Here is an 18,458-nt window from a genome sequence, read left to right as displayed (position 1 = left end):
GCGTAGGGCGTTGCCCTACGCTATATAATTAAGCCCTTTCAGGGCACTCCGCAAAATTATCATTTAGCTTATTCTTGAATCTGTTAAAACTGAAATTATGAAAAAGATATTGTTTGTCTGCCTTGGAAATATCTGCCGTAGCTCTACGGCTGAAGGCGTGATGCTTCATTTGATAAAAGAAGCGGGATTGGAAAAAGAATTTGTGATAGATTCCGCCGGAATCTTGTCTTATCATCAGGGCGAACTGCCGGACAGCCGGATGCGTGCTCACGCGGCTCGTCGCGGTTACCAATTGGTGCATCGTTCGCGCCCCATCCGTACAGAAGATTTCTATCATTTTGATTTGATAATCGGTATGGACGACCGGAACATAGACGACCTGAAAGACAAAGCACCTTCTCCCGAAGAATGGAAGAAGATTCATCGCATGACGGAGTACTGCACCCGTATTCCTGCAGATCATGTCCCCGACCCCTATTATGGAGGGGCCGAAGGATTTGAATATGTACTCGATGTGTTGGAAGACGCTTGCGCCGGTCTGCTTACTTCTTTAACTCCGGATAACTGATCCGGGTGTGATAAGCAATCTTTAGTTTCTCCTTGAATACAGCTTTCACAGTTGCTATATCCTTGAAAGTGATAGGACATTCCTTAAAGTAACCTTCAGTAACCTGCGAGTCGATAATCTTGTCGACCAGGTTGCTGATTGTTTCTTCCGTATATTCCGGAAGACTGCGCGAGGCAGCTTCCACAGCATCCGCCATCATCAGGATAGCCTGCTCTTTGGTAAACGGATTCGGTCCGGGATAAGTGAACAATTCTTCATTCGGCTCTTCGTCCGGATGCTCGTTCTTCCAGGAAATATAGAAATATTTTGTTTTTCCCCGTCCGTGATGAGTGCTGATAAAATCTTTGACCGCTTTAGGCAGATTGTGTTTATCCGCCAGTTTCAATCCATCCGTCACATGGCTGATAACGACCTGTGCACTTTGTTCGTAATTCAAATTCTTATGCGGATTAACCCCTCCCGACTGATTCTCCGTAAAGAAAGCCGGATTTTCCATCTTCCCGATATCGTGATACAAAGCCCCCGTACGTACTAACTGGCTTTTTGCTCCAATGCGGATAGCGGCTTCCGCTGCCAGATTAGCCACCTGCATGGAATGTTGGAAGGTTCCGGGAACCGTTTCAGACATCTGCCGCAAAAGATCGTTATTGATATTCGAAAGTTCCACCAAAGTAACATTGGAAGTAAATCCGAAAGTCTTTTCCAATAAGAATAATAAAGGATAAGTGAATAATAACAGGATTCCGTTAATGATAAAGTAAGTGTACATACGTATATTCAACTTCGAAAAGTCGGTGGAAAGACCATTCTCCGTCATCAGTTCGAAAGCAAAATAAATGGCTGCATAAGTCAGTATCACTAATAAGGCCGTTCGGAAAAGCTGGGATCTCTGCGATAGTTCCCTTAGGCTGAATATCGCCACTAATCCCGCTGCCAACTGCGTCAGAATAAACTCATGAGGGAAGCGCAAGGAGATGGAGCATATCAATATAGTAATGACGTGCGTCAGAAAAGCGGTTCTCGAATCAAGAAAGACACGGATGATAATCGGCAGCATCGCGTATGGGATGATGTACACATTAAATATATTATGTGTCACCATGAAAGCCGTTATGACGCTGTAGAACACAATCAGGGTGAATAGTAACGACAGACTGCCTTTTCGTTGATAATAGTCTTTCCGGAATAAATCGAGATAAAGCATGAAACAAAGCATCAGCATACCCACAAACAGAACCTGACCTCCGAGAATCAAACGGTTTTGTCCCATAGACTCGTTGCGTTTGATGGATTCTTTGCGCAATGATTCGAGGATATTATAGGTATGCGGACTAACGATCTCTCCACGGTCGATAATCTTCTGCCCGCTGACTACCAGTCCGTTTGCCCAGGAATAATTATTTAATATCTCCTCTTTGGCAGCCTGGGTGCGCTCCTCGTCAAAAGTGAGGTTGGGAGTAATGTATTCGTTCAGCGCGCATTGCCTTAATACTTCCCGGTTGAAATGGGTCGAGTCTGCTGTTAGCAGGTGTTCATACGCTTTCTTTACCGTGTAAATGTTTTCGGTAGCCTGCGGGTTGGCAAGTTTATCGTCAATCACCATGACGGATGAAGTGCTGTCTTTTTGAAGCTGTTGTATATTCTCTGTCGATACGATACCTGCCTGATAGATTTCTTTTAAGGTACGCTCGATATACCGCAAATAATCGATGGAAGGAAGAATTCCTTTCAGGTTGGTGTGATAATTCTCTTTCAGTTTGGCGATTGCATTTTTTTCGATGTCTTTATCCAATTGGTAATAAGGCTGGAAGAAAGCCATCAGACTGTCTTGCTCTCTTTTTACTACTGCATCCTCTTTATAAATAGGAAAGTCGAAAGTAGCGATCAGCTGCCCATATTTCCAGGGCTTATTGATGTCAAACTGGTAATTGAATTTTCCGTCACGTGGCAGGAAATAAACAATCAGCGTCACAGTGCCCACAAATAGCAGTGATTTATATAGTAAATCTCTCCATGAAAAACTTTTTTTCTTCTTCAAATGTTCCATATCCACTGAAATTTTTGCGAAAAGTACAAAAAAAAACAATAGTGTGGGAAAAAAGGTTTAATTTTGCCACGATTTACCTATACTAACCCAAATTATGGCAGAAAGAAAAGTAAGAGTTCGTTTTGCTCCAAGTCCTACGGGAGCACTGCACATCGGTGGTGTGCGTACAGCTTTGTATAATTATCTATTTGCGCGTCAACACGGCGGAGACTTGATATTTCGTATTGAAGATACTGATTCTAACCGGTTCGTTCCGGGAGCGGAAGAGTATATACTCGAATCTTTTAAGTGGTTGGGTATCCACTTTGATGAAGGAGTGAGCTTCGGTGGCGAATGTGGTCCGTACCGCCAGTCGGAGCGCCGCGAAATCTACAAGAAATATGTGCAGGTTTTGCTGGAAAATGGAAAAGCATACATCGCTTTTGATACTCCGGAGGAACTGGACGCTAAGCGTGCTGAAATTGCTAACTTCCAATATGACGCATCTACTCGCGGAATGATGCGCAACTCATTAATCATGCCGAAGGAAGAAGTGGATGCACTGATTGCTGAAGGCAAACAATACGTCGTTCGTTTCAAAATCGAACCGAATGAAGATGTACATGTGAATGACCTGATTCGTGGCGAAGTTATTATCAACTCATCCATTCTGGATGATAAAGTGCTTTATAAATCGGCTGATGAACTGCCGACTTACCATCTGGCAAATATCGTGGACGACCATTTGATGGGAGTTTCCCACGTGATTCGTGGTGAAGAATGGCTGCCTTCCGCTCCTTTGCATGTGTTGTTGTACCGTGCTTTCGGCTGGGAAGATACAATGCCGGAATTTGCCCACCTGCCTTTATTGCTGAAACCGGAAGGCAATGGAAAATTAAGTAAACGTGACGGTGACCGTCTCGGATTCCCTGTATTCCCGTTGGAATGGCACGATCCGAAATCGGGAGAAATCTCTTCAGGTTATCGTGAATCGGGTTATCTGCCGGAAGCAGTGATTAATTTCCTTGCTTTATTGGGATGGAACCCGGGCAATGACCAGGAAGTGATGTCAATGGACGAATTGATTAAATTGTTTGATCTTCACCGTTGCAGCAAGTCGGGTGCCAAGTTCGACTATAAAAAGGGAATATGGTTCAACCATCAATATATACAGCAGAAACCTAACGAAGAAATTGCGGAACTGTTCTTGCCTTTCCTGAAAGAACATGGTGTAGAAGCTCCTTTCGAAAAAGTGGTGACTGTGGTTGGCATGATGAAAGATCGGGTAAGTTTCATTAAAGAACTGTGGGACGTATGTAGCTTCTTCTTCGTTGCTCCTACCGAATATGATGAAAAGACGGTGAAAAAACGTTGGAAAGAAGATTCTGCAAAATGTATGACCGAATTGGCAGAAGTGATTGCCGGCATTGAAGACTTTAGTATTGAAGGACAGGAAAAAGTCGTTATGGATTGGATTGCGGAGAAAGGTTATCATACAGGTAATATCATGAATGCTTTCCGTCTGACATTAGTGGGTGAAGGAAAAGGCCCGCACATGTTCGATATTTCCTGGGTATTGGGCAAAGAAGAGACGATAGCTCGCATGAAACGTGCGGTAGAGGTTTTGAAGTAATCGACACAGTACTATGCTTTACAACCTGGCAATAGTCATTTATGACTTTATCGTCCATTTGGCTGCTCCGTTTAGCCGTAAGCCCCGAAAGATGATGAAAGGGCATTGGGTAGTGTATGAACTCCTGCGGCAGCAAGTGGAGAAAGGGGAACAGTATATTTGGTTTCATGCTGCTTCACTGGGAGAGTTTGAACAAGGGCGCCCTCTGATAGAAATGATTCGTGCGAAGTATCCTAACTATAAGATATTGCTGACATTTTTCTCTCCTTCCGGTTACGAGGTGCGTAAGCATTACCGGGGGGCGGATATTGTCTGCTATCTGCCGTTTGATAAACCCCGGAATGTGAAAAAGTTCCTGGATATTGCAAATCCTTGCATGGCGTTCTTTATCAAATATGAGTTTTGGAAGAATTATCTGGATGAACTTCACAAACGCCGTATTCCGGTATATAGTGTATCGTCTATCTTCCGTCGCGAACAAATATTCTTTAAATGGTACGGTGGAACTTATCGCAATGTATTGAAAGATTTCGATCATCTATTTGTTCAGAATGAGGCATCCAAACGTTACTTGTCGAAAATCGGTATCAGCCGTGTGACAGTAGTGGGAGATACCCGTTTTGACCGCGTGTTGCAAATCCGTGAAGAGGCTAAAGAACTCCCGTTGGTAGAGAAATTTAAAGGAACCAATTCCTTTACTTTTGTTGCCGGAAGCTCATGGGGACCTGACGAAGATTTATTCCTCGAATATTTCAATAACCATCCGGAAATGAAACTGATTATTGCTCCGCATGTGATTGACGAGAATCACCTGGTTGAAATCATCGGTAAATTGAAACGTCCGTATGTGCGCTATACCCGTGCCGACGAAAGGAATGTATTGAAAGCGGATTGTCTTATTATAGACTGCTTCGGACTGCTGTCCTCTATTTACCGTTATGGCGAAATAGCTTATATCGGTGGAGGTTTCGGAGTAGGTATTCATAACACATTGGAAGCGGCTGTATATGGTATTCCGGTGATTTTCGGACCGAAGTATCAGAAATTTATGGAAGCCGTTCAATTGCTCGAAGCAAAAGGCGCTTATTCCATCAAAGATTATGATGAACTGAAAACTTTGCTGGATCGTTTCTTGGCGGATGAATTGTTCTTGCGTGAAACCGGAACAAATGCAGGTTATTATGTGACTAGTAATGCCGGAGCTACAGAAAAGATTATGCACATGATTAATTTTTGATTAGAGGAAATAGTGTCGAAAAGAGATGAATCCAATGAATTCGCTTTTTGTAAAAAAACGGCTTTATAAAAAATCTTATAAAAACAGCGGGATGTTCTTTCATTAGAATGTCCCGCTGTTTTTATTAACTTGTTAGAGTCTGCTATTTATCTTCCTTATACCATTGCGAATACATCAAATAATTGTGAGCAATCTTCTGATTCAGTTCTTTGGCTTGTTCAGGATCTACCTTTTTAATGAATTTCGCGGGTACCCCTCCCCAAATGCTTCCCGGCTCAATGATGGTATTGCTTAATACCAGCGAACCGGCGGCAACGATTGCTCCTTCGCCAACTACGACGTGATCCAGGACGGTTGACCCCATCCCTACCAATGCATAATCTTTGATGGTCGCCCCATGAATGGTAACATTATGCCCTACGGATACATGATCGCCAATTTCAATAGTCGATTTCTGATATAACGTATGCAAGACACTTCCATCCTGAATGTTGACACCATTGCCGATTCGTATGGAGTTGACGTCACCTCTTAATACTGTATTAAACCAAATGCTACAATCATTTCCTATTTTTACATCTCCTATAATAGTTGCATTATCTGCGAGGAAGCAGTTTTCTCCGATTTCGGGAGTAAAACCTCGTACTGATTTAATTAAAGCCATATAATATTTGTTTCTAATAAAGTTTTTTATTTAATGCAGTTCTATGTTGTACGACACCCGGGTGTCGTGATGTATGAGACCCGGGTCTTGAGCAGTCTGACACCCGGGTCTCAGTATGCTTGACACCCGGGTGTCAGACAAGTTCTTTTTAAAGGGAAGCAGTCGCCTCTTGTAACCAAACTTTTTCTTCTTCGTTAAGATCCGGTGACAACTTCTCGTAGACAGTCTGATGGTAACTGTTTAACCATTCAATTTCTTCATTTGTCAGCATCTCCTTGATGATCCCTTTTTTGCAGATTGGGCATAAAGTGATAGTTTCAAACTTAAGATATTCTCCAAACATTCCCTCTCCATCTTTGCAAACCAACGTCAGGTTCTCCGTACGTATCCCGTGACTGCCTGCTTTATAAACACCAGGTTCATTGGAAGTAACCATACCGGGCTGCAAAATGACAGGATTCTCATTCATACGAATACTTTGCGGACCTTCGTGTACACTCAGGAAATGTCCGACGCCATGTCCTGTGCCATGAAGAAAATTCATCCTGTGGTTCCAGATAGGCATACGGGCTAGTACATCGAGCTGGGCTCCACGGGTTCCGGTAGGGAATTTGGCCATAGCCAACGCGATGTGTCCTTTTAATATAAGGGTATAATCTGTTTTTTCTTCCTCTGTAAGTTCGCCTAAGGCAATGGTTCGGGTGATGTCAGTGGTTCCGTCCAGATATTGAGCTCCTGAATCTAAGAGTAAGAACCCTCTGGGCTGAAGAGTCACGTCACTTTCCGGGGTAGCCGAATAATGTACGATTGCCCCATGTTCTTTATATCCTGCAATCGTGTCGAAACTTTCCCCCATGTAGAGAGGCTGTGCAGCCCTAAACTCATGCAACTTTTTATCTATACTTAATTCTGTCTCTTTTCCGGTAGATACGGATTCTTCCAGCCATTTGAGGAATTTGACGAGTGCTACTCCATCCCGTTGCATGGCAGCGTGGATGCCGGCGATCTCCTGTTCATTGCGAATCGCCTTCAATAATGCGACGGGCGACTCGCCACGAAGAATAGAACATTGCGGATTAATAGACGAATAGATAGAATAATTCGTTTTCCGTGGATCAATCAGAATGTTTTTTCCCGGAAAAGAATTCAGGAATGTCTCTACCTCATCATACTTCTGTATCCCAATCTGCCGTTCCTTTAGATAAGTCTCTACCTCTGCCGTCACTTTCTCCGGTGAAATAAAATAAGTCACTTCATCCTGTGTGATTAACAGGTAACTTACTATGACCGGATTGCAATGTACATCGTTTCCTCGCAAATTGAGAGTCCATGCGATCTCGTCAAGCGCGGATATGAATAAAGCATAGACACCTTTCTTTTTCAATTCCGTACGGATGGCGGATATTTTCTCTTCACAGCTTTTCCCTGCATATTTGATATCATAAATAAAGGCAGGAGAATCAGGCATGGCGGGCCGGTCTTTCCAAATGCTACTCAATGGATCTCCAAATATGTCGACCTGTAACTGATGTGCCGCCAGTTCTTCTTTCATCTGTTCGACCTGTTGCACAGAGAACATTTTCCCGTCGATACTTACAGATTCTCCAGGTTTTAAGTGTTGGCAGAGAAATTCTGTAATACTGGGAGTCTCCGGCAACATCTCTTTATATAAGGTAATGCCGCTGCCCTCCAATTCCTTTGTAGCTTGCAGAAAATAACGTGAGTCGGTCCATAATCCTGCTTTATCCATCAGGATAACCGCTGTTCCGGCAGAACCAGTAAAACCGGAAATCCACTCGCGTGACATCCAGTGGGGAGCCACATATTCACTAAGGTGAGGGTCGGTGCTGGGAATAATGAACGCTTTGATAGAATTGGGATGAAAGGTCATGCGCAGTGCATGCACTCGCTCTTTTATGCTCTGTTTCATACTTTATTATATTATTATAGACATGTAAGTGTTTCAAAGGTACTAACTTTCTGCATTTAATAACTTGTTTATGAATAGTTTTTGAGAAATATTTGCCGAAAGTTTTGTGAATAAAGAAAGTATGTGTAATTTTGCGGCGCAATTTGACTGCAGAATTTTTTAATCATAACATATTAATAGTAACAAAATGATTGTAGTACCTGTAAAAGAAGGCGAAAACATTGAAAAAGCGCTGAAGAAGTTCAAAAGAAAATTTGAAAAGACTGGCATTGTAAAAGAGTTGAGAAGCAGACAACAGTTTGATAAACCGTCTGTAACTAAAAGACTTAAGAAAGAACGCGCAGTTTACGTACAACAACTTCAGCAAGTAGAAGATTAATAATTCGTAATTTCCTTTGAATTATTGAATTCTTTTCATACATTCGTTGCACGATTTTAGATGTAGCGATATTATGTTGATAGAATCTTTTCTTGATTATCTCCAGTATGAGCGGAACTATTCTGAAAAAACCGTTCTTGCGTACGGTGAAGATATAAAGCAACTGCAGGAGTTTGCTCAGGAAGAGTATGGAAAATTTAATCCGTTAGAGGTCGAGGCGGAACTGATTCGTGAATGGATTGTTTCATTGATGGATAAAGGGTATACCTCAACTTCTGTAAATCGTAAGCTAAGTTCGCTCCGAACGTTTTACAAGTATCTCTTGAGGCAGGGAGAAACGACTATAGATCCTTTGCGTAAAATAAAAGGACCTAAAAACAAAAAGCCGTTGCCTGTGTTCTTAAAAGAGAACGAAATGAATCGGTTATTGGATGAAACGGACTTTGGCGAAGGGTTTAAAGGCTGTCGGGATCGGTTGATTATTGAAATGTTTTATGCTACCGGCATGAGGCTTTCGGAATTGATAGGTCTGGATAATAAGGATGTGGATTTTTCGGCTTCTCTTCTGAAAGTGACTGGGAAAAGAAACAAGCAACGGCTGATTCCGTTCGGTGACGAACTGCAGGAGTTGATGCTTGAATATATCAGTGTAAGAAACGAAACGATTCCGGAAAGGTCGGAAGCTTTCTTTATTAGAGAGAATGGTGAACGGCTTTACAAGAATCTAGTCTATAATTTAGTGAAACGGAACCTGTCAAAGGTGGCGACGTTGAAGAAAAAGAGTCCTCACGTGTTGAGGCATACTTTTGCTACCACAATGCTGAATAATGAAGCAGAGCTGGGGGCGGTAAAAGAACTTTTGGGTCACGAGAGTATAACAACTACCGAGATCTACACACATGCCACATTTGAAGAACTTAAAAAAGTGTATAAACAAGCTCATCCAAGAGCTTAAAAAAAAGGAGGTAAGTATGGATGTTAGAATTCAATCAATTCACTTTGATGCGTCAGAGCAATTGCAGGCATTTATTCAGAAGAAAGTGTCCAAGTTGGAAAAATATTACGAAGATATAAAGAAAGTAGAGGTGTCATTAAAGGTAGTTAAACCAGAAGTTGCTGAAAACAAGGAAGCGGGCATTAAAATATTGATCCCAAATGGAGAGTTTTATGCAAGCAAAGTATGCGATACATTTGAAGAAGCAATTGATTTAGATGTGGAAGCACTCGGAAAACAGCTGGTTAAATACAAGGAAAAGCAACGTAGCAAATAAAAAAATCCCAAATATTTTGCGGGAAAGAAATAAATAACTAAATTTGCAGCCGTTTCGCTCGCGTTAGAACGTGACGGTTGCATTTTTTAGTAAGTTTGCCTCTTTAGCTCAGTTGGCCAGAGCACGTGATTTGTAATCTCGGGGTCGTTGGTTCGAATCCGACAAGAGGCTCAAAAAGAAACCGAAGAACAAAGATAGAACATCTGTCTTTATCATATTGTTTGAAAATAGTTCTTTTATTTCTTGATTTTGAAAAGGGCAAATACCAGAGTGGCCAAATGGGGCAGACTGTAAATCTGCTGGCTTACGCCTTCGGTGGTTCGAATCCATCTTTGCCCACAATCAGAGTGACAACTTTGGCAAGAATGCGGAAGTAGCTCAGTTGATAGAGCATTAGCCTTCCAAGCTGAGGGTCGCGGGTTTGAGCCCCGTCTTCCGCTCTCTTTTCTTGCTGTTATAGCTCAGTGGTAGAGCACTTCCTTGGTAAGGAAGAGGTCCCGGGTTCAAATCCCGGTAACAGCTCATAAAGGATGTAAATGCTGATTATTAATCAAATAAATAACAAGTAAAGCTATGGCTAAAGAGAAATTTGAACGTACCAAACCGCACGTAAACATTGGTACAATCGGTCACGTAGACCACGGTAAGACAACGTTGACAGCTGCTATCACTACTGTGTTGGCAAAGAAAGGTCTTTCAGAATTGCGTTCTTTCGATTCTATCGACAACGCTCCTGAAGAAAAAGAAAGAGGTATTACTATCAATACTTCTCACGTTGAATATCAAACAGCTAACCGTCACTATGCACACGTAGACTGTCCGGGTCACGCCGACTACGTAAAGAACATGGTAACTGGTGCTGCTCAGATGGACGGTGCTATCATCGTTTGTGCTGCAACTGATGGTCCGATGCCTCAAACTCGCGAACACATCCTGTTGGCTCGTCAGGTAAACGTACCTCGTCTGGTTGTATTCTTGAACAAGTGCGATATGGTAGACGACGAAGAAATGTTGGAACTCGTTGAAATGGAAATGAGAGAACTTCTTTCATTCTATGATTTCGATGGTGACAATACTCCTATCATCCGTGGTTCTGCTCTTGGCGCATTGAACGGTGTTGAAAAATGGGAAGACAAAGTTATGGAACTGATGGATGCAGTTGATAACTGGATTCCACTGCCTCCGCGCGATGTTGATAAACCATTCTTGATGCCGGTTGAAGACGTGTTCTCTATCACAGGTCGTGGTACTGTAGCAACAGGTCGTATCGAAACTGGTGTTATCCACGTTGGTGATGAAATCGAAATCCTTGGTTTAGGTGAAGATAAGAAATCAGTTGTAACTGGTGTTGAAATGTTCCGTAAACTGTTGGATCAAGGTGAAGCTGGTGACAACGTAGGTCTTTTGCTTCGTGGTATTGACAAGAACGAAATCAAACGTGGTATGGTTCTTTGTAAACCAGGTCAGATTAAACCGCACTCTAAATTCAAAGCTGAGGTTTATATCTTGAAGAAAGAAGAAGGTGGTCGTCACACTCCGTTCCACAACAAATACCGTCCTCAGTTCTACTTGCGTACTATGGACTGTACAGGTGAAATCACTTTGCCGGAAGGAACAGAAATGGTAATGCCGGGTGATAACGTAACTATTACAGTTGAGTTGATCTACCCAGTAGCATTGAACCCGGGTCTTCGTTTCGCTATCCGCGAAGGTGGACGTACGGTAGGTGCTGGTCAGATTACTGAAATTATCGACTAATACACAATAATTAATCAGTTCCCGGTTTTCCATCGGGAACTGATTATGTACACACGGGAGTAGCTCAGTTGGTAGAGCACCGGTCTCCAAAACCGGGTGTCGGGAGTTCGAGCCTCTCCTCCCGTGCTAATATTATTGAAATGAAAAAGGTAATAGCTTATATTAAAGAATCTTACGACGAACTTGTACATAAAGTATCGTGGCCTACGTATTCTGAACTTGCTAACAGTGCAGTAGTTGTTTTATATGCTTCCCTGCTTATTGCATTGGTAGTATGGGGTATGGATGTCTGTTTCCAGAACTTCATGGAAAAAATCGTTTATCCACATTAAAAAATTAGGAATTGAAAATGGCTGAGATTGAAAAGAAATGGTACGTTCTACGTGCTATTAGCGGTAAAGAAGCTAAGGTAAAGGAATATCTTGAAGCTGATCTTAAGAACAGCGACCTTGGTGAATATGTATCTCAGGTATTGATTCCTACTGAAAAAGTTTACCAGGTTCGCAATGGTAAAAAAATTGTGAAGGAAAGAAGTTATCTTCCTGGCTACGTTTTAGTGGAGGCTGCTTTGGTTGGTGAGGTCGCTCATCACCTGCGCAATACTCCGAATGTGATAGGCTTTTTAGGCGGCTCCGAAAAACCGGTGCCTCTCAGACAATCAGAAGTGAATCGTATACTTGGTACAGTGGACGAACTGCAGGAAACGGGTGAAGAACTCAATATTCCGTACGTAGTGGGAGAAACTGTAAAAGTTACTTTTGGACCTTTCAGCGGATTCAGTGGTATCATTGAAGAAGTGAATAGTGAAAAAAAGAAACTAAAGGTCATGGTGAAGATATTCGGGCGCAAAACGCCGCTTGAATTGGGCTTTATGCAAGTGGAAAAGGAATAACGCGGAATTGTTACGCTGTTGTTGTTCTTCGTTTAATGTTTATATATAAATCAATAAAAAAATGGCTAAAGAAGTTGCTGGACTAATCAAGTTACAGATTAAAGGAGGCGCTGCAAATCCATCACCTCCCGTTGGACCTGCTTTGGGTTCTAAGGGTATCAATATCATGGAATTTTGCAAGCAATTCAATGCCAGAACCCAAGACAAAGCAGGTAAGATTTTACCTGTTATCATTACTTACTACGCAGATAAGTCTTTCGATTTTGTAATCAAGACTCCTCCCGTTGCTATTCAATTACTTGAAGTAGCTAAGGTAAAGAGTGGTTCTGCTGAGCCTAACCGTAAGAAAGTTGCCGAGCTTACTTGGGAACAGGTTCGTACGATTGCTCAGGACAAAATGGTTGACTTAAACTGTTTTACTGTGGAAGCTGCCATGAGAATGGTTGCAGGTACAGCTAGAAGTATGGGTATCGCTGTAAAAGGGGAGTTCCCGGTTAATAATTAATAAACTTCAATTGTAATGGGTAAACTGACAAAAAATCAAAAGTTAGCTGCAGAAAAGATTGAAGCAGGGAAAGCATACTCACTGAAAGAAGCTGCATCTTTGGTAAAAGAAATCACTTTTACTAAGTTTGATGCTTCACTGGATATTGATGTACGTTTAGGTGTTGATCCACGTAAAGCTAACCAGATGGTGAGAGGTGTTGTTTCACTTCCTCATGGTACTGGTAAAGAAGTACGTGTATTGGTACTTTGTACACCGGATGCTGAAGCTGCTGCAAAAGAAGCTGGTGCTGACTACGTTGGTCTTGACGAATATATTGAAAAGATCAAAGGTGGATGGACTGATATTGATGTAATCATCACTATGCCATCTATCATGGGTAAAATTGGTGCGCTCGGTCGTGTTCTCGGTCCTCGTGGATTGATGCCGAACCCTAAGAGTGGTACTGTAACTATGGATGTTGCTAAGGCTGTAAAAGAAGTAAAACAAGGTAAGATTGACTTTAAAGTTGATAAGAGCGGTATCGTTCACACTTCTATCGGTAAGGTATCATTCAGTCCTGATCAGATTCGCGACAACGCGAAAGAGTTCATCTCTACTCTGAACAAACTGAAACCGACCGCAGCAAAGGGTACATATATTAAGAGTATTTATCTTTCTAGTACAATGAGTGCGGGTATTAAAATCGACCCGAAATCAGTGGATGAAATCTAATAAAACAGAGAAATAATGAGAAAGGAAGATAAAAGTACGATTATAGAGCAAATTGCTGCTACAGTAAAGGAATATGGTCACTTCTACTTGGTAGACGTTACAGCTATGAACGCTGCTGCTACCAGTGCATTGAGAAGAGATTGTTTTAAATCAGACATCAAATTGATGTTGGTTAAAAACACACTGCTTCACAAAGCACTTGAAAGCTTGGAAGAAGACTTCTCACCTCTTTACGGTTCTTTGAAAGGTACTACTGCTGTTATGTTTAGCAATACTGCAAACGTTCCTGCTAAGTTAATCAAAGACAAAGCGAAAGACGGTATTCCCGGACTGAAAGCTGCATATGCAGAAGAAAGCTTCTACATTGGTGCTGATCAATTGGATGCTCTCGTTTCAATCAAGAGTAAGAATGAAGTTATCGCCGATATCGTTGCCCTGTTGCAATCTCCGGCCAAGAATGTTATTTCTGCTCTTCAATCAGGTGGTAACACCCTTCACGGAGTTCTCAAGACTCTTGGTGAACGTCCCGAATAATTTTCAAAAATCAACAAAGTATTTAAACAATTAAAATCATACAAAAAATGGCAGATTTGAAAGCTTTTGCAGAACAATTAGTTAACTTGACAGTAAAAGAAGTTAATGAACTTGCAACTATCCTTAAAGAAGAATACGGTATTGAACCTGCTGCTGCAGCTGTAGCTGTTGCTGCTGGTCCTGCAGCTGGTGCTGCTGCCGCAGAAGAAAAAACTTCTTTCGACGTAGTATTGAAGAGCGCTGGTGCAGCTAAACTTCAAGTAGTTAAGGCCGTTAAGGAAGCTTGTGGTCTTGGTTTGAAAGAAGCTAAAGACTTGGTAGACGGTGCTCCTAGCACGGTAAAAGAAGGTTTGGCTAAAGACGAAGCAGAATCATTGAAGAAAACATTGGAAGAAGCTGGAGCTGAAGTTGAACTTAAATAACATTGGCCTGGTAATCAGGTAATTCGGTTAGGAATCCTTCACAAGAGGATTCTTAACCTTTTTGTGTATATATTTCAAATTAAGTTCTCCAAATTCATTGACAGATGTCTTCAAATACTGTAAATCAAAGAGTTAATTTTGCTTCGACTAAGAATCCGCTAGAATACCCGGATTTCCTGGAAGTACAATTGAAGTCATTCCAAGACTTTCTACAATTAGATACCCCACCTGAAAAGCGTAAGAATGAGGGATTGTATAAAGTATTTGCTGAAAACTTCCCTATTGCCGATACAAGAAACAATTTTGTTCTTGAGTTTCTGGACTATTATATTGATCCGCCGCGTTATACCATTGATGATTGTATAGAGCGTGGGCTTACTTATAGTGTTCCCTTAAAAGCGAAACTTAAGCTTTACTGTACGGACCCCGATCATGAGGATTTTGATACAGTGATTCAGGACGTATTCCTCGGCCCGATTCCTTATATGACTGATAAGGCTACTTTCGTCATTAACGGTGCTGAACGCGTAGTTGTGTCACAGCTTCACCGTTCTCCGGGTGTGTTCTTCGGTCAGAGTGTACATGCCAATGGTACGAAACTTTATTCGGCTCGTATTATTCCGTTTAAGGGTTCGTGGATTGAGTTTGCTACTGACATCAATAATGTGATGTACGCATACATCGACCGTAAGAAGAAATTGCCGGTGACTACATTGTTGCGTGCAATTGGCTTCGAGAATGACAAAGATATTCTTGAGATTTTCGATCTTGCAGAAGATGTGAAGGTAAACAAGACAAATCTGAAGAAGGTGTTAGGCCGTAAACTGGCTGCACGTGTCTTGAAAACATGGATTGAAGATTTCGTTGATGAAGATACCGGTGAAGTGGTTTCTATTGAACGTAACGAAGTTATTATCGACCGTGAAACCGTACTGGAAGAGGAGCATATTGATGAAATTTTGGAGTCGGGAGTTCAGAACATCCTTTTGCATAAGGATGAACCGAATCAGTCCGATTTCTCTATCATATATAATACGTTGCAGAAGGACCCGAGTAACTCGGAAAAAGAAGCTGTGTTGTATATCTACCGTCAGTTGCGTAATGCCGATCCGGCTGATGACGCAAGTGCAAGGGAGGTTATCAACAACTTGTTCTTCTCAGAAAAACGATATGACCTTGGTGATGTAGGCCGTTACAGAATCAACAAAAAGTTGAATCTGACGACTGATATGGACGTGCGTGTCCTCACGAAGGAAGATATTATTGAAATCATCAAATATCTGATTGAGTTGATTAACTCAAAAGCAGATGTGGATGATATTGACCACTTGAGTAACCGTCGTGTACGTACTGTTGGTGAACAGCTTTCTAATCAGTTTGCTGTGGGGCTGGCACGTATGTCTCGTACGATTCGTGAACGTATGAACGTTCGTGACAATGAAGTGTTTACTCCGATTGATTTGATTAATGCGAAGACTATTTCTTCAGTAATCAACTCATTCTTCGGAACGAACGCGTTGTCGCAGTTCATGGACCAGACAAACCCGCTGGCTGAAATTACGCACAAACGTCGTATGTCTGCCCTTGGTCCTGGTGGTCTTTCCCGTGAACGTGCCGGATTTGAGGTTCGTGACGTTCACTATACACACTATGGTCGTCTTTGTCCGATTGAGACTCCTGAAGGTCCGAACATCGGTTTGATTTCTTCATTGTGTGTATTTGCTAAGATTAATGAGCTAGGATTCATTGAAACTCCCTACCGCAAGGTGGAAAATGGAAAAGTGGATCTTTCTGATAACGGTCTGATTTATCTGACTGCTGAAGAAGAGGAAGAAAAGGTTATTGCGCAGGGAAATGCTCCGTTGAATGACGATGGTACATTCGTACTTAACAGAGTTAAGTCTCGTCAAGATGCAGATTTCCCGGTTGTTGAACCATCTGAAGTTGACTTGATGGACGTTGCTCCTCAGCAGATTGCATCTATTGCAGCTTCTTTGATTCCATTCTTGGAACATGACGATGCTAACCGTGCATTGATGGGATCGAACATGATGCGCCAGGCGGTTCCTTTGTTGAGAAGTGAAGCTCCGATCGTAGGTACAGGTATCGAACGTCAGTTGGTAAGAGACTCTCGTACCCAGATTACCGCAGAAGGCGATGGTGTGGTTGACTATGTGGATGCTACTACTATCCGTATTTTGTATGACCGTACGGAAGACGAAGAATTTGTAAGTTTCGAACCTGCTTTGAAGGAATATAGAATACCTAAGTTCCGTAAGACTAACCAGAACATGACGATTGACTTACGTCCGATTTGTGACAAAGGCCAGCGTGTGAAGAAAGGTGATATCTTGACTGAAGGTTATTCTACTGAAAAGGGTGAATTGGCATTGGGTAAGAACCTGCTGGTAGCTTATATGCCTTGGAAGGGTTACAACTATGAGGATGCTATCGTATTGAACGAACGTGTGGTACGCGAAGACTTGTTGACTTCAGTTCACGTAGAGGAATATTCTCTGGAAGTTCGTGAAACAAAACGTGGTATGGAAGAGTTGACTTCTGATATCCCGAATGTAAGTGAAGAAGCTACCAAAGACTTGGATGAAAATGGTATCGTAAGAATTGGTGCTCGTATCGAGCCGGGTGATATCATGATTGGTAAGATTACGCCGAAGGGTGAATCTGATCCTTCTCCGGAAGAAAAACTGCTTCGGGCTATCTTCGGTGATAAGGCAGGTGACGTGAAAGATGCTTCTTTGAAAGCTTCTCCTTCTTTGAAAGGTGTGGTGATTGATAAGAAACTTTTCTCACGTGTGATTAAGAATCGTAGCTCTAAACTGGCCGATAAAGCATTGTTGCCTAAGATTGATGATGAATTTGAATCTAAGGTAGCTGACTTGAAACGTATCCTGGTTAAGAAACTGATGACTTTGACTGAAGGTAAGGTTTCTCAAGGTGTGAAAGACTATTTGGGTGCGGAAGTTATTGCGAAAGGTTCTAAGTTCAGTGCTTCTGATTTTGATTCACTTGACTTTACTTCTATTCAATTGAGCAACTGGACAAGCGACGATCATATTAACGGTATGATTCGTGATCTGGTGATGAATTTCATTAAGAAATATAAAGAGCTGGATGCTGAATTGAAACGTAAGAAGTTTGCTATTACAATTGGTGATGAACTTCCTGCTGGTATTATCCAGATGGCAAAAGTATATATTGCTAAGAAACGTAAGATTGGTGTGGGTGATAAGATGGCTGGTCGCCACGGTAACAAGGGTATTGTATCCCGTGTTGTTCGTCAGGAGGATATGCCGTTCTTGGCTGATGGTACTCCGGTTGACATCGTGTTGAATCCGTTGGGTGTGCCTTCTCGTATGAACATTGGTCAGATTTTTGAAGCTGTACTCGGACGTGCCGGAAAAACGTTGGGCGTGAAATTTGCGACTCCTATTTTCGACGGTGCTACCATGGAAGATCTGGATCAGTGGACAGACAAGGCAGGATTGCCTCGCTACTGTAAGACTTATCTTTGTGATGGTGGTACAGGTGAGCAATTTGACCAGGCAGCTACTGTGGGCGTAACTTACATGTTGAAGTTGGGCCACATGGTTGAAGACAAGATGCATGCTCGTTCTATCGGTCCGTACTCATTGATTACTCAGCAACCTCTTGGTGGTAAAGCTCAATTCGGTGGTCAGCGTTTCGGAGAAATGGAGGTTTGGGCACTCGAAGGTTTCGGTGCTGCCCATATCTTGCAGGAAATCCTGACTATCAAATCTGATGACGTGGTAGGACGTTCGAAGGCTTATGAAGCAATTGTGAAAGGTGAACCGATGCCACAACCTGGTATTCCGGAATCCTTGAACGTATTGTTGCACGAGTTGAGAGGTTTAGGTTTGAGTATCAACCTAGAATAAAATAATGA

General features: G+C 42.1%; 17 protein-coding genes and 5 tRNA genes. 19 read left to right on the top strand and 3 right to left on the bottom strand.

Annotation, left to right across the window (positions count from 1 at the left end):
- Window positions 1-97 precede the first annotated feature (97 nt).
- Window positions 98-568, top strand: coding sequence for a low molecular weight protein-tyrosine-phosphatase (locus BXY_RS09070; RefSeq protein ID WP_015531726.1), 471 nt, complete (start codon window positions 98-100; stop codon window positions 566-568).
- Here the strand turns inward: BXY_RS09070 and BXY_RS09065 are convergent.
- Window positions 543-2,615: an HD family phosphohydrolase gene (locus tag BXY_RS09065; RefSeq protein ID WP_015531725.1), complete on the bottom strand. Its 2,073-nt coding sequence runs from the start codon at window positions 2,613-2,615 to the stop codon at window positions 543-545. The genes BXY_RS09070 and BXY_RS09065 overlap by 26 nt on opposite strands.
- 94 nt (window positions 2,616-2,709) lie before the next feature.
- Here BXY_RS09065 and gltX point away from each other — a divergent pair, with 94 nt between their 5' ends.
- A complete protein-coding gene (gltX, locus tag BXY_RS09060; RefSeq protein ID WP_015531724.1) occupies window positions 2,710-4,227 on the top strand; it encodes a glutamate--tRNA ligase in 1,518 nt (505 codons plus the stop codon).
- A 13-nt stretch (window positions 4,228-4,240) separates the two neighbouring features.
- On the top strand, window positions 4,241-5,464 hold the full coding sequence (locus tag BXY_RS09055) for a 3-deoxy-D-manno-octulosonic acid transferase (RefSeq protein WP_008645736.1): 1,224 nt from the start codon (window positions 4,241-4,243) through the stop codon (window positions 5,462-5,464).
- Window positions 5,465-5,606: 142 nt separating this feature from the next.
- Here BXY_RS09055 and BXY_RS09050 read toward each other — a convergent pair whose 3' ends face one another.
- Window positions 5,607-6,128: a gamma carbonic anhydrase family protein gene (locus BXY_RS09050; protein WP_004313451.1), complete on the bottom strand. Its 522-nt coding sequence runs from the start codon at window positions 6,126-6,128 to the stop codon at window positions 5,607-5,609.
- Window positions 6,129-6,276: 148 nt separating this feature from the next.
- On the bottom strand, window positions 6,277-8,058 hold the full coding sequence (locus tag BXY_RS09045; RefSeq protein ID WP_015531723.1) for an aminopeptidase P family protein: 1,782 nt from the start codon (window positions 8,056-8,058) through the stop codon (window positions 6,277-6,279).
- Window positions 8,059-8,245: 187 nt separating this feature from the next.
- On the opposite strand from BXY_RS09045, the gene rpsU reads away from it, so the two are divergent.
- The 16 genes from rpsU to rpoB all read left to right on the top strand — a co-directional run bounded on the left by rpsU (window position 8,246) and on the right by rpoB (window position 18,450).
- Window positions 8,246-8,437: a 30S ribosomal protein S21 gene (rpsU, locus tag BXY_RS09040; protein WP_002558090.1), complete on the top strand. Its 192-nt coding sequence runs from the start codon at window positions 8,246-8,248 to the stop codon at window positions 8,435-8,437.
- A gap of 73 nt (window positions 8,438-8,510) precedes the next feature.
- Complete coding sequence (gene xerC, locus BXY_RS09035; protein WP_015531722.1) at window positions 8,511-9,392, top strand: tyrosine recombinase XerC; 882 nt, start codon at window positions 8,511-8,513, stop codon at window positions 9,390-9,392.
- 16 nt (window positions 9,393-9,408) lie between these two features.
- Window positions 9,409-9,708 (top strand): ribosome hibernation-promoting factor, HPF/YfiA family, encoded by a 300-nt coding sequence (hpf, locus tag BXY_RS09030; protein WP_004310895.1) that lies wholly within the window; start codon window positions 9,409-9,411, stop codon window positions 9,706-9,708.
- Between the two features lie 97 nt (window positions 9,709-9,805).
- A tRNA-Thr gene (locus BXY_RS09025) sits at window positions 9,806-9,879 on the top strand.
- 85 nt (window positions 9,880-9,964) lie between these two features.
- Window positions 9,965-10,047 (top strand) — tRNA-Tyr (locus BXY_RS09020).
- Between the two features lie 28 nt (window positions 10,048-10,075).
- Window positions 10,076-10,148: transfer RNA gene (locus BXY_RS09015), tRNA-Gly, on the top strand.
- Window positions 10,149-10,158: 10 nt separating this feature from the next.
- Window positions 10,159-10,230, top strand: a tRNA-Thr gene (locus BXY_RS09010).
- Window positions 10,231-10,281: 51 nt separating this feature from the next.
- Complete coding sequence (gene tuf, locus BXY_RS09005; protein WP_004307553.1) at window positions 10,282-11,466, top strand: elongation factor Tu; 1,185 nt, start codon at window positions 10,282-10,284, stop codon at window positions 11,464-11,466.
- 53 nt (window positions 11,467-11,519) lie between these two features.
- A tRNA-Trp gene (locus tag BXY_RS09000) sits at window positions 11,520-11,592 on the top strand.
- 14 nt (window positions 11,593-11,606) lie between these two features.
- Window positions 11,607-11,798, top strand: a complete 192-nt coding sequence (secE, locus tag BXY_RS08995) for a preprotein translocase subunit SecE (protein WP_004296363.1) — start codon at window positions 11,607-11,609, stop codon at window positions 11,796-11,798.
- A gap of 17 nt (window positions 11,799-11,815) precedes the next feature.
- The gene (gene nusG, locus BXY_RS08990) at window positions 11,816-12,358 is read left to right on the top strand and encodes a transcription termination/antitermination protein NusG (protein ID WP_004296362.1); all 543 of its coding nucleotides are present in this window, start codon (window positions 11,816-11,818) and stop codon (window positions 12,356-12,358) included.
- 61 nt (window positions 12,359-12,419) lie between these two features.
- Window positions 12,420-12,863, top strand: a complete 444-nt coding sequence (rplK, locus tag BXY_RS08985; RefSeq protein ID WP_004296361.1) for a 50S ribosomal protein L11 — start codon at window positions 12,420-12,422, stop codon at window positions 12,861-12,863.
- A 15-nt stretch (window positions 12,864-12,878) separates the two neighbouring features.
- Window positions 12,879-13,577 (top strand): 50S ribosomal protein L1, encoded by a 699-nt coding sequence (rplA, locus tag BXY_RS08980; protein WP_004310894.1) that lies wholly within the window; start codon window positions 12,879-12,881, stop codon window positions 13,575-13,577.
- Between the two features lie 15 nt (window positions 13,578-13,592).
- The gene (gene rplJ / locus BXY_RS08975) at window positions 13,593-14,111 is read left to right on the top strand and encodes a 50S ribosomal protein L10 (protein WP_004310893.1); all 519 of its coding nucleotides are present in this window, start codon (window positions 13,593-13,595) and stop codon (window positions 14,109-14,111) included.
- 47 nt (window positions 14,112-14,158) lie between these two features.
- Window positions 14,159-14,533, top strand: coding sequence for a 50S ribosomal protein L7/L12 (gene rplL / locus BXY_RS08970; protein ID WP_004296358.1), 375 nt, complete (start codon window positions 14,159-14,161; stop codon window positions 14,531-14,533).
- A 104-nt stretch (window positions 14,534-14,637) separates the two neighbouring features.
- Complete coding sequence (gene rpoB / locus BXY_RS08965) at window positions 14,638-18,450, top strand: DNA-directed RNA polymerase subunit beta (protein WP_004310892.1); 3,813 nt, start codon at window positions 14,638-14,640, stop codon at window positions 18,448-18,450.
- The last annotated feature ends 8 nt before the right edge of the window (window positions 18,451-18,458 follow it).

Source organism: Bacteroides xylanisolvens XB1A, assembly GCF_000210075.1.
GTDB lineage: Bacteria > Bacteroidota > Bacteroidia > Bacteroidales > Bacteroidaceae > Bacteroides > Bacteroides xylanisolvens.
Note: the sequence above shows the minus strand (reverse complement) of the source record. Positions and strands in the feature narration are given on the sequence as shown.

Bases quoted from the DNA above. Each gene is read 5' to 3' on its own strand.
- tuf (WP_004307553.1), top strand. From the start codon at position 10,282: ATGGCTAAAGAGAAATTTGAACGTACCAAACCGCACGTAAACATTGGT.
- rplA (WP_004310894.1), top strand. From the start codon at position 12,879: ATGGGTAAACTGACAAAAAATCAAAAGTTAGCTGCAGAAAAGATTGAA.
- rpsU (WP_002558090.1), top strand. From the start codon at position 8,246: ATGATTGTAGTACCTGTAAAAGAAGGCGAAAACATTGAAAAAGCGCTG.
- BXY_RS09050 (WP_004313451.1), bottom strand. From the start codon at position 6,128: ATGGCTTTAATTAAATCAGTACGAGGTTTTACTCCCGAAATCGGAGAA.
- nusG (WP_004296362.1), top strand. From the start codon at position 11,816: ATGGCTGAGATTGAAAAGAAATGGTACGTTCTACGTGCTATTAGCGGT.
- hpf (WP_004310895.1), top strand. From the start codon at position 9,409: ATGGATGTTAGAATTCAATCAATTCACTTTGATGCGTCAGAGCAATTG.
- BXY_RS09055 (WP_008645736.1), top strand. From the start codon at position 4,241: ATGCTTTACAACCTGGCAATAGTCATTTATGACTTTATCGTCCATTTG.
- secE (WP_004296363.1), top strand. From the start codon at position 11,607: ATGAAAAAGGTAATAGCTTATATTAAAGAATCTTACGACGAACTTGTA.
- xerC (WP_015531722.1), top strand. From the start codon at position 8,511: ATGTTGATAGAATCTTTTCTTGATTATCTCCAGTATGAGCGGAACTAT.
- gltX (WP_015531724.1), top strand. From the start codon at position 2,710: ATGGCAGAAAGAAAAGTAAGAGTTCGTTTTGCTCCAAGTCCTACGGGA.
- rplK (WP_004296361.1), top strand. From the start codon at position 12,420: ATGGCTAAAGAAGTTGCTGGACTAATCAAGTTACAGATTAAAGGAGGC.
- BXY_RS09070 (WP_015531726.1), top strand. From the start codon at position 98: ATGAAAAAGATATTGTTTGTCTGCCTTGGAAATATCTGCCGTAGCTCT.
- BXY_RS09045 (WP_015531723.1), bottom strand. From the start codon at position 8,058: ATGAAACAGAGCATAAAAGAGCGAGTGCATGCACTGCGCATGACCTTT.
- rplJ (WP_004310893.1), top strand. From the start codon at position 13,593: ATGAGAAAGGAAGATAAAAGTACGATTATAGAGCAAATTGCTGCTACA.
- BXY_RS09065 (WP_015531725.1), bottom strand. From the start codon at position 2,615: ATGGAACATTTGAAGAAGAAAAAAAGTTTTTCATGGAGAGATTTACTA.
- rplL (WP_004296358.1), top strand. From the start codon at position 14,159: ATGGCAGATTTGAAAGCTTTTGCAGAACAATTAGTTAACTTGACAGTA.
- rpoB (WP_004310892.1), top strand. From the start codon at position 14,638: ATGTCTTCAAATACTGTAAATCAAAGAGTTAATTTTGCTTCGACTAAG.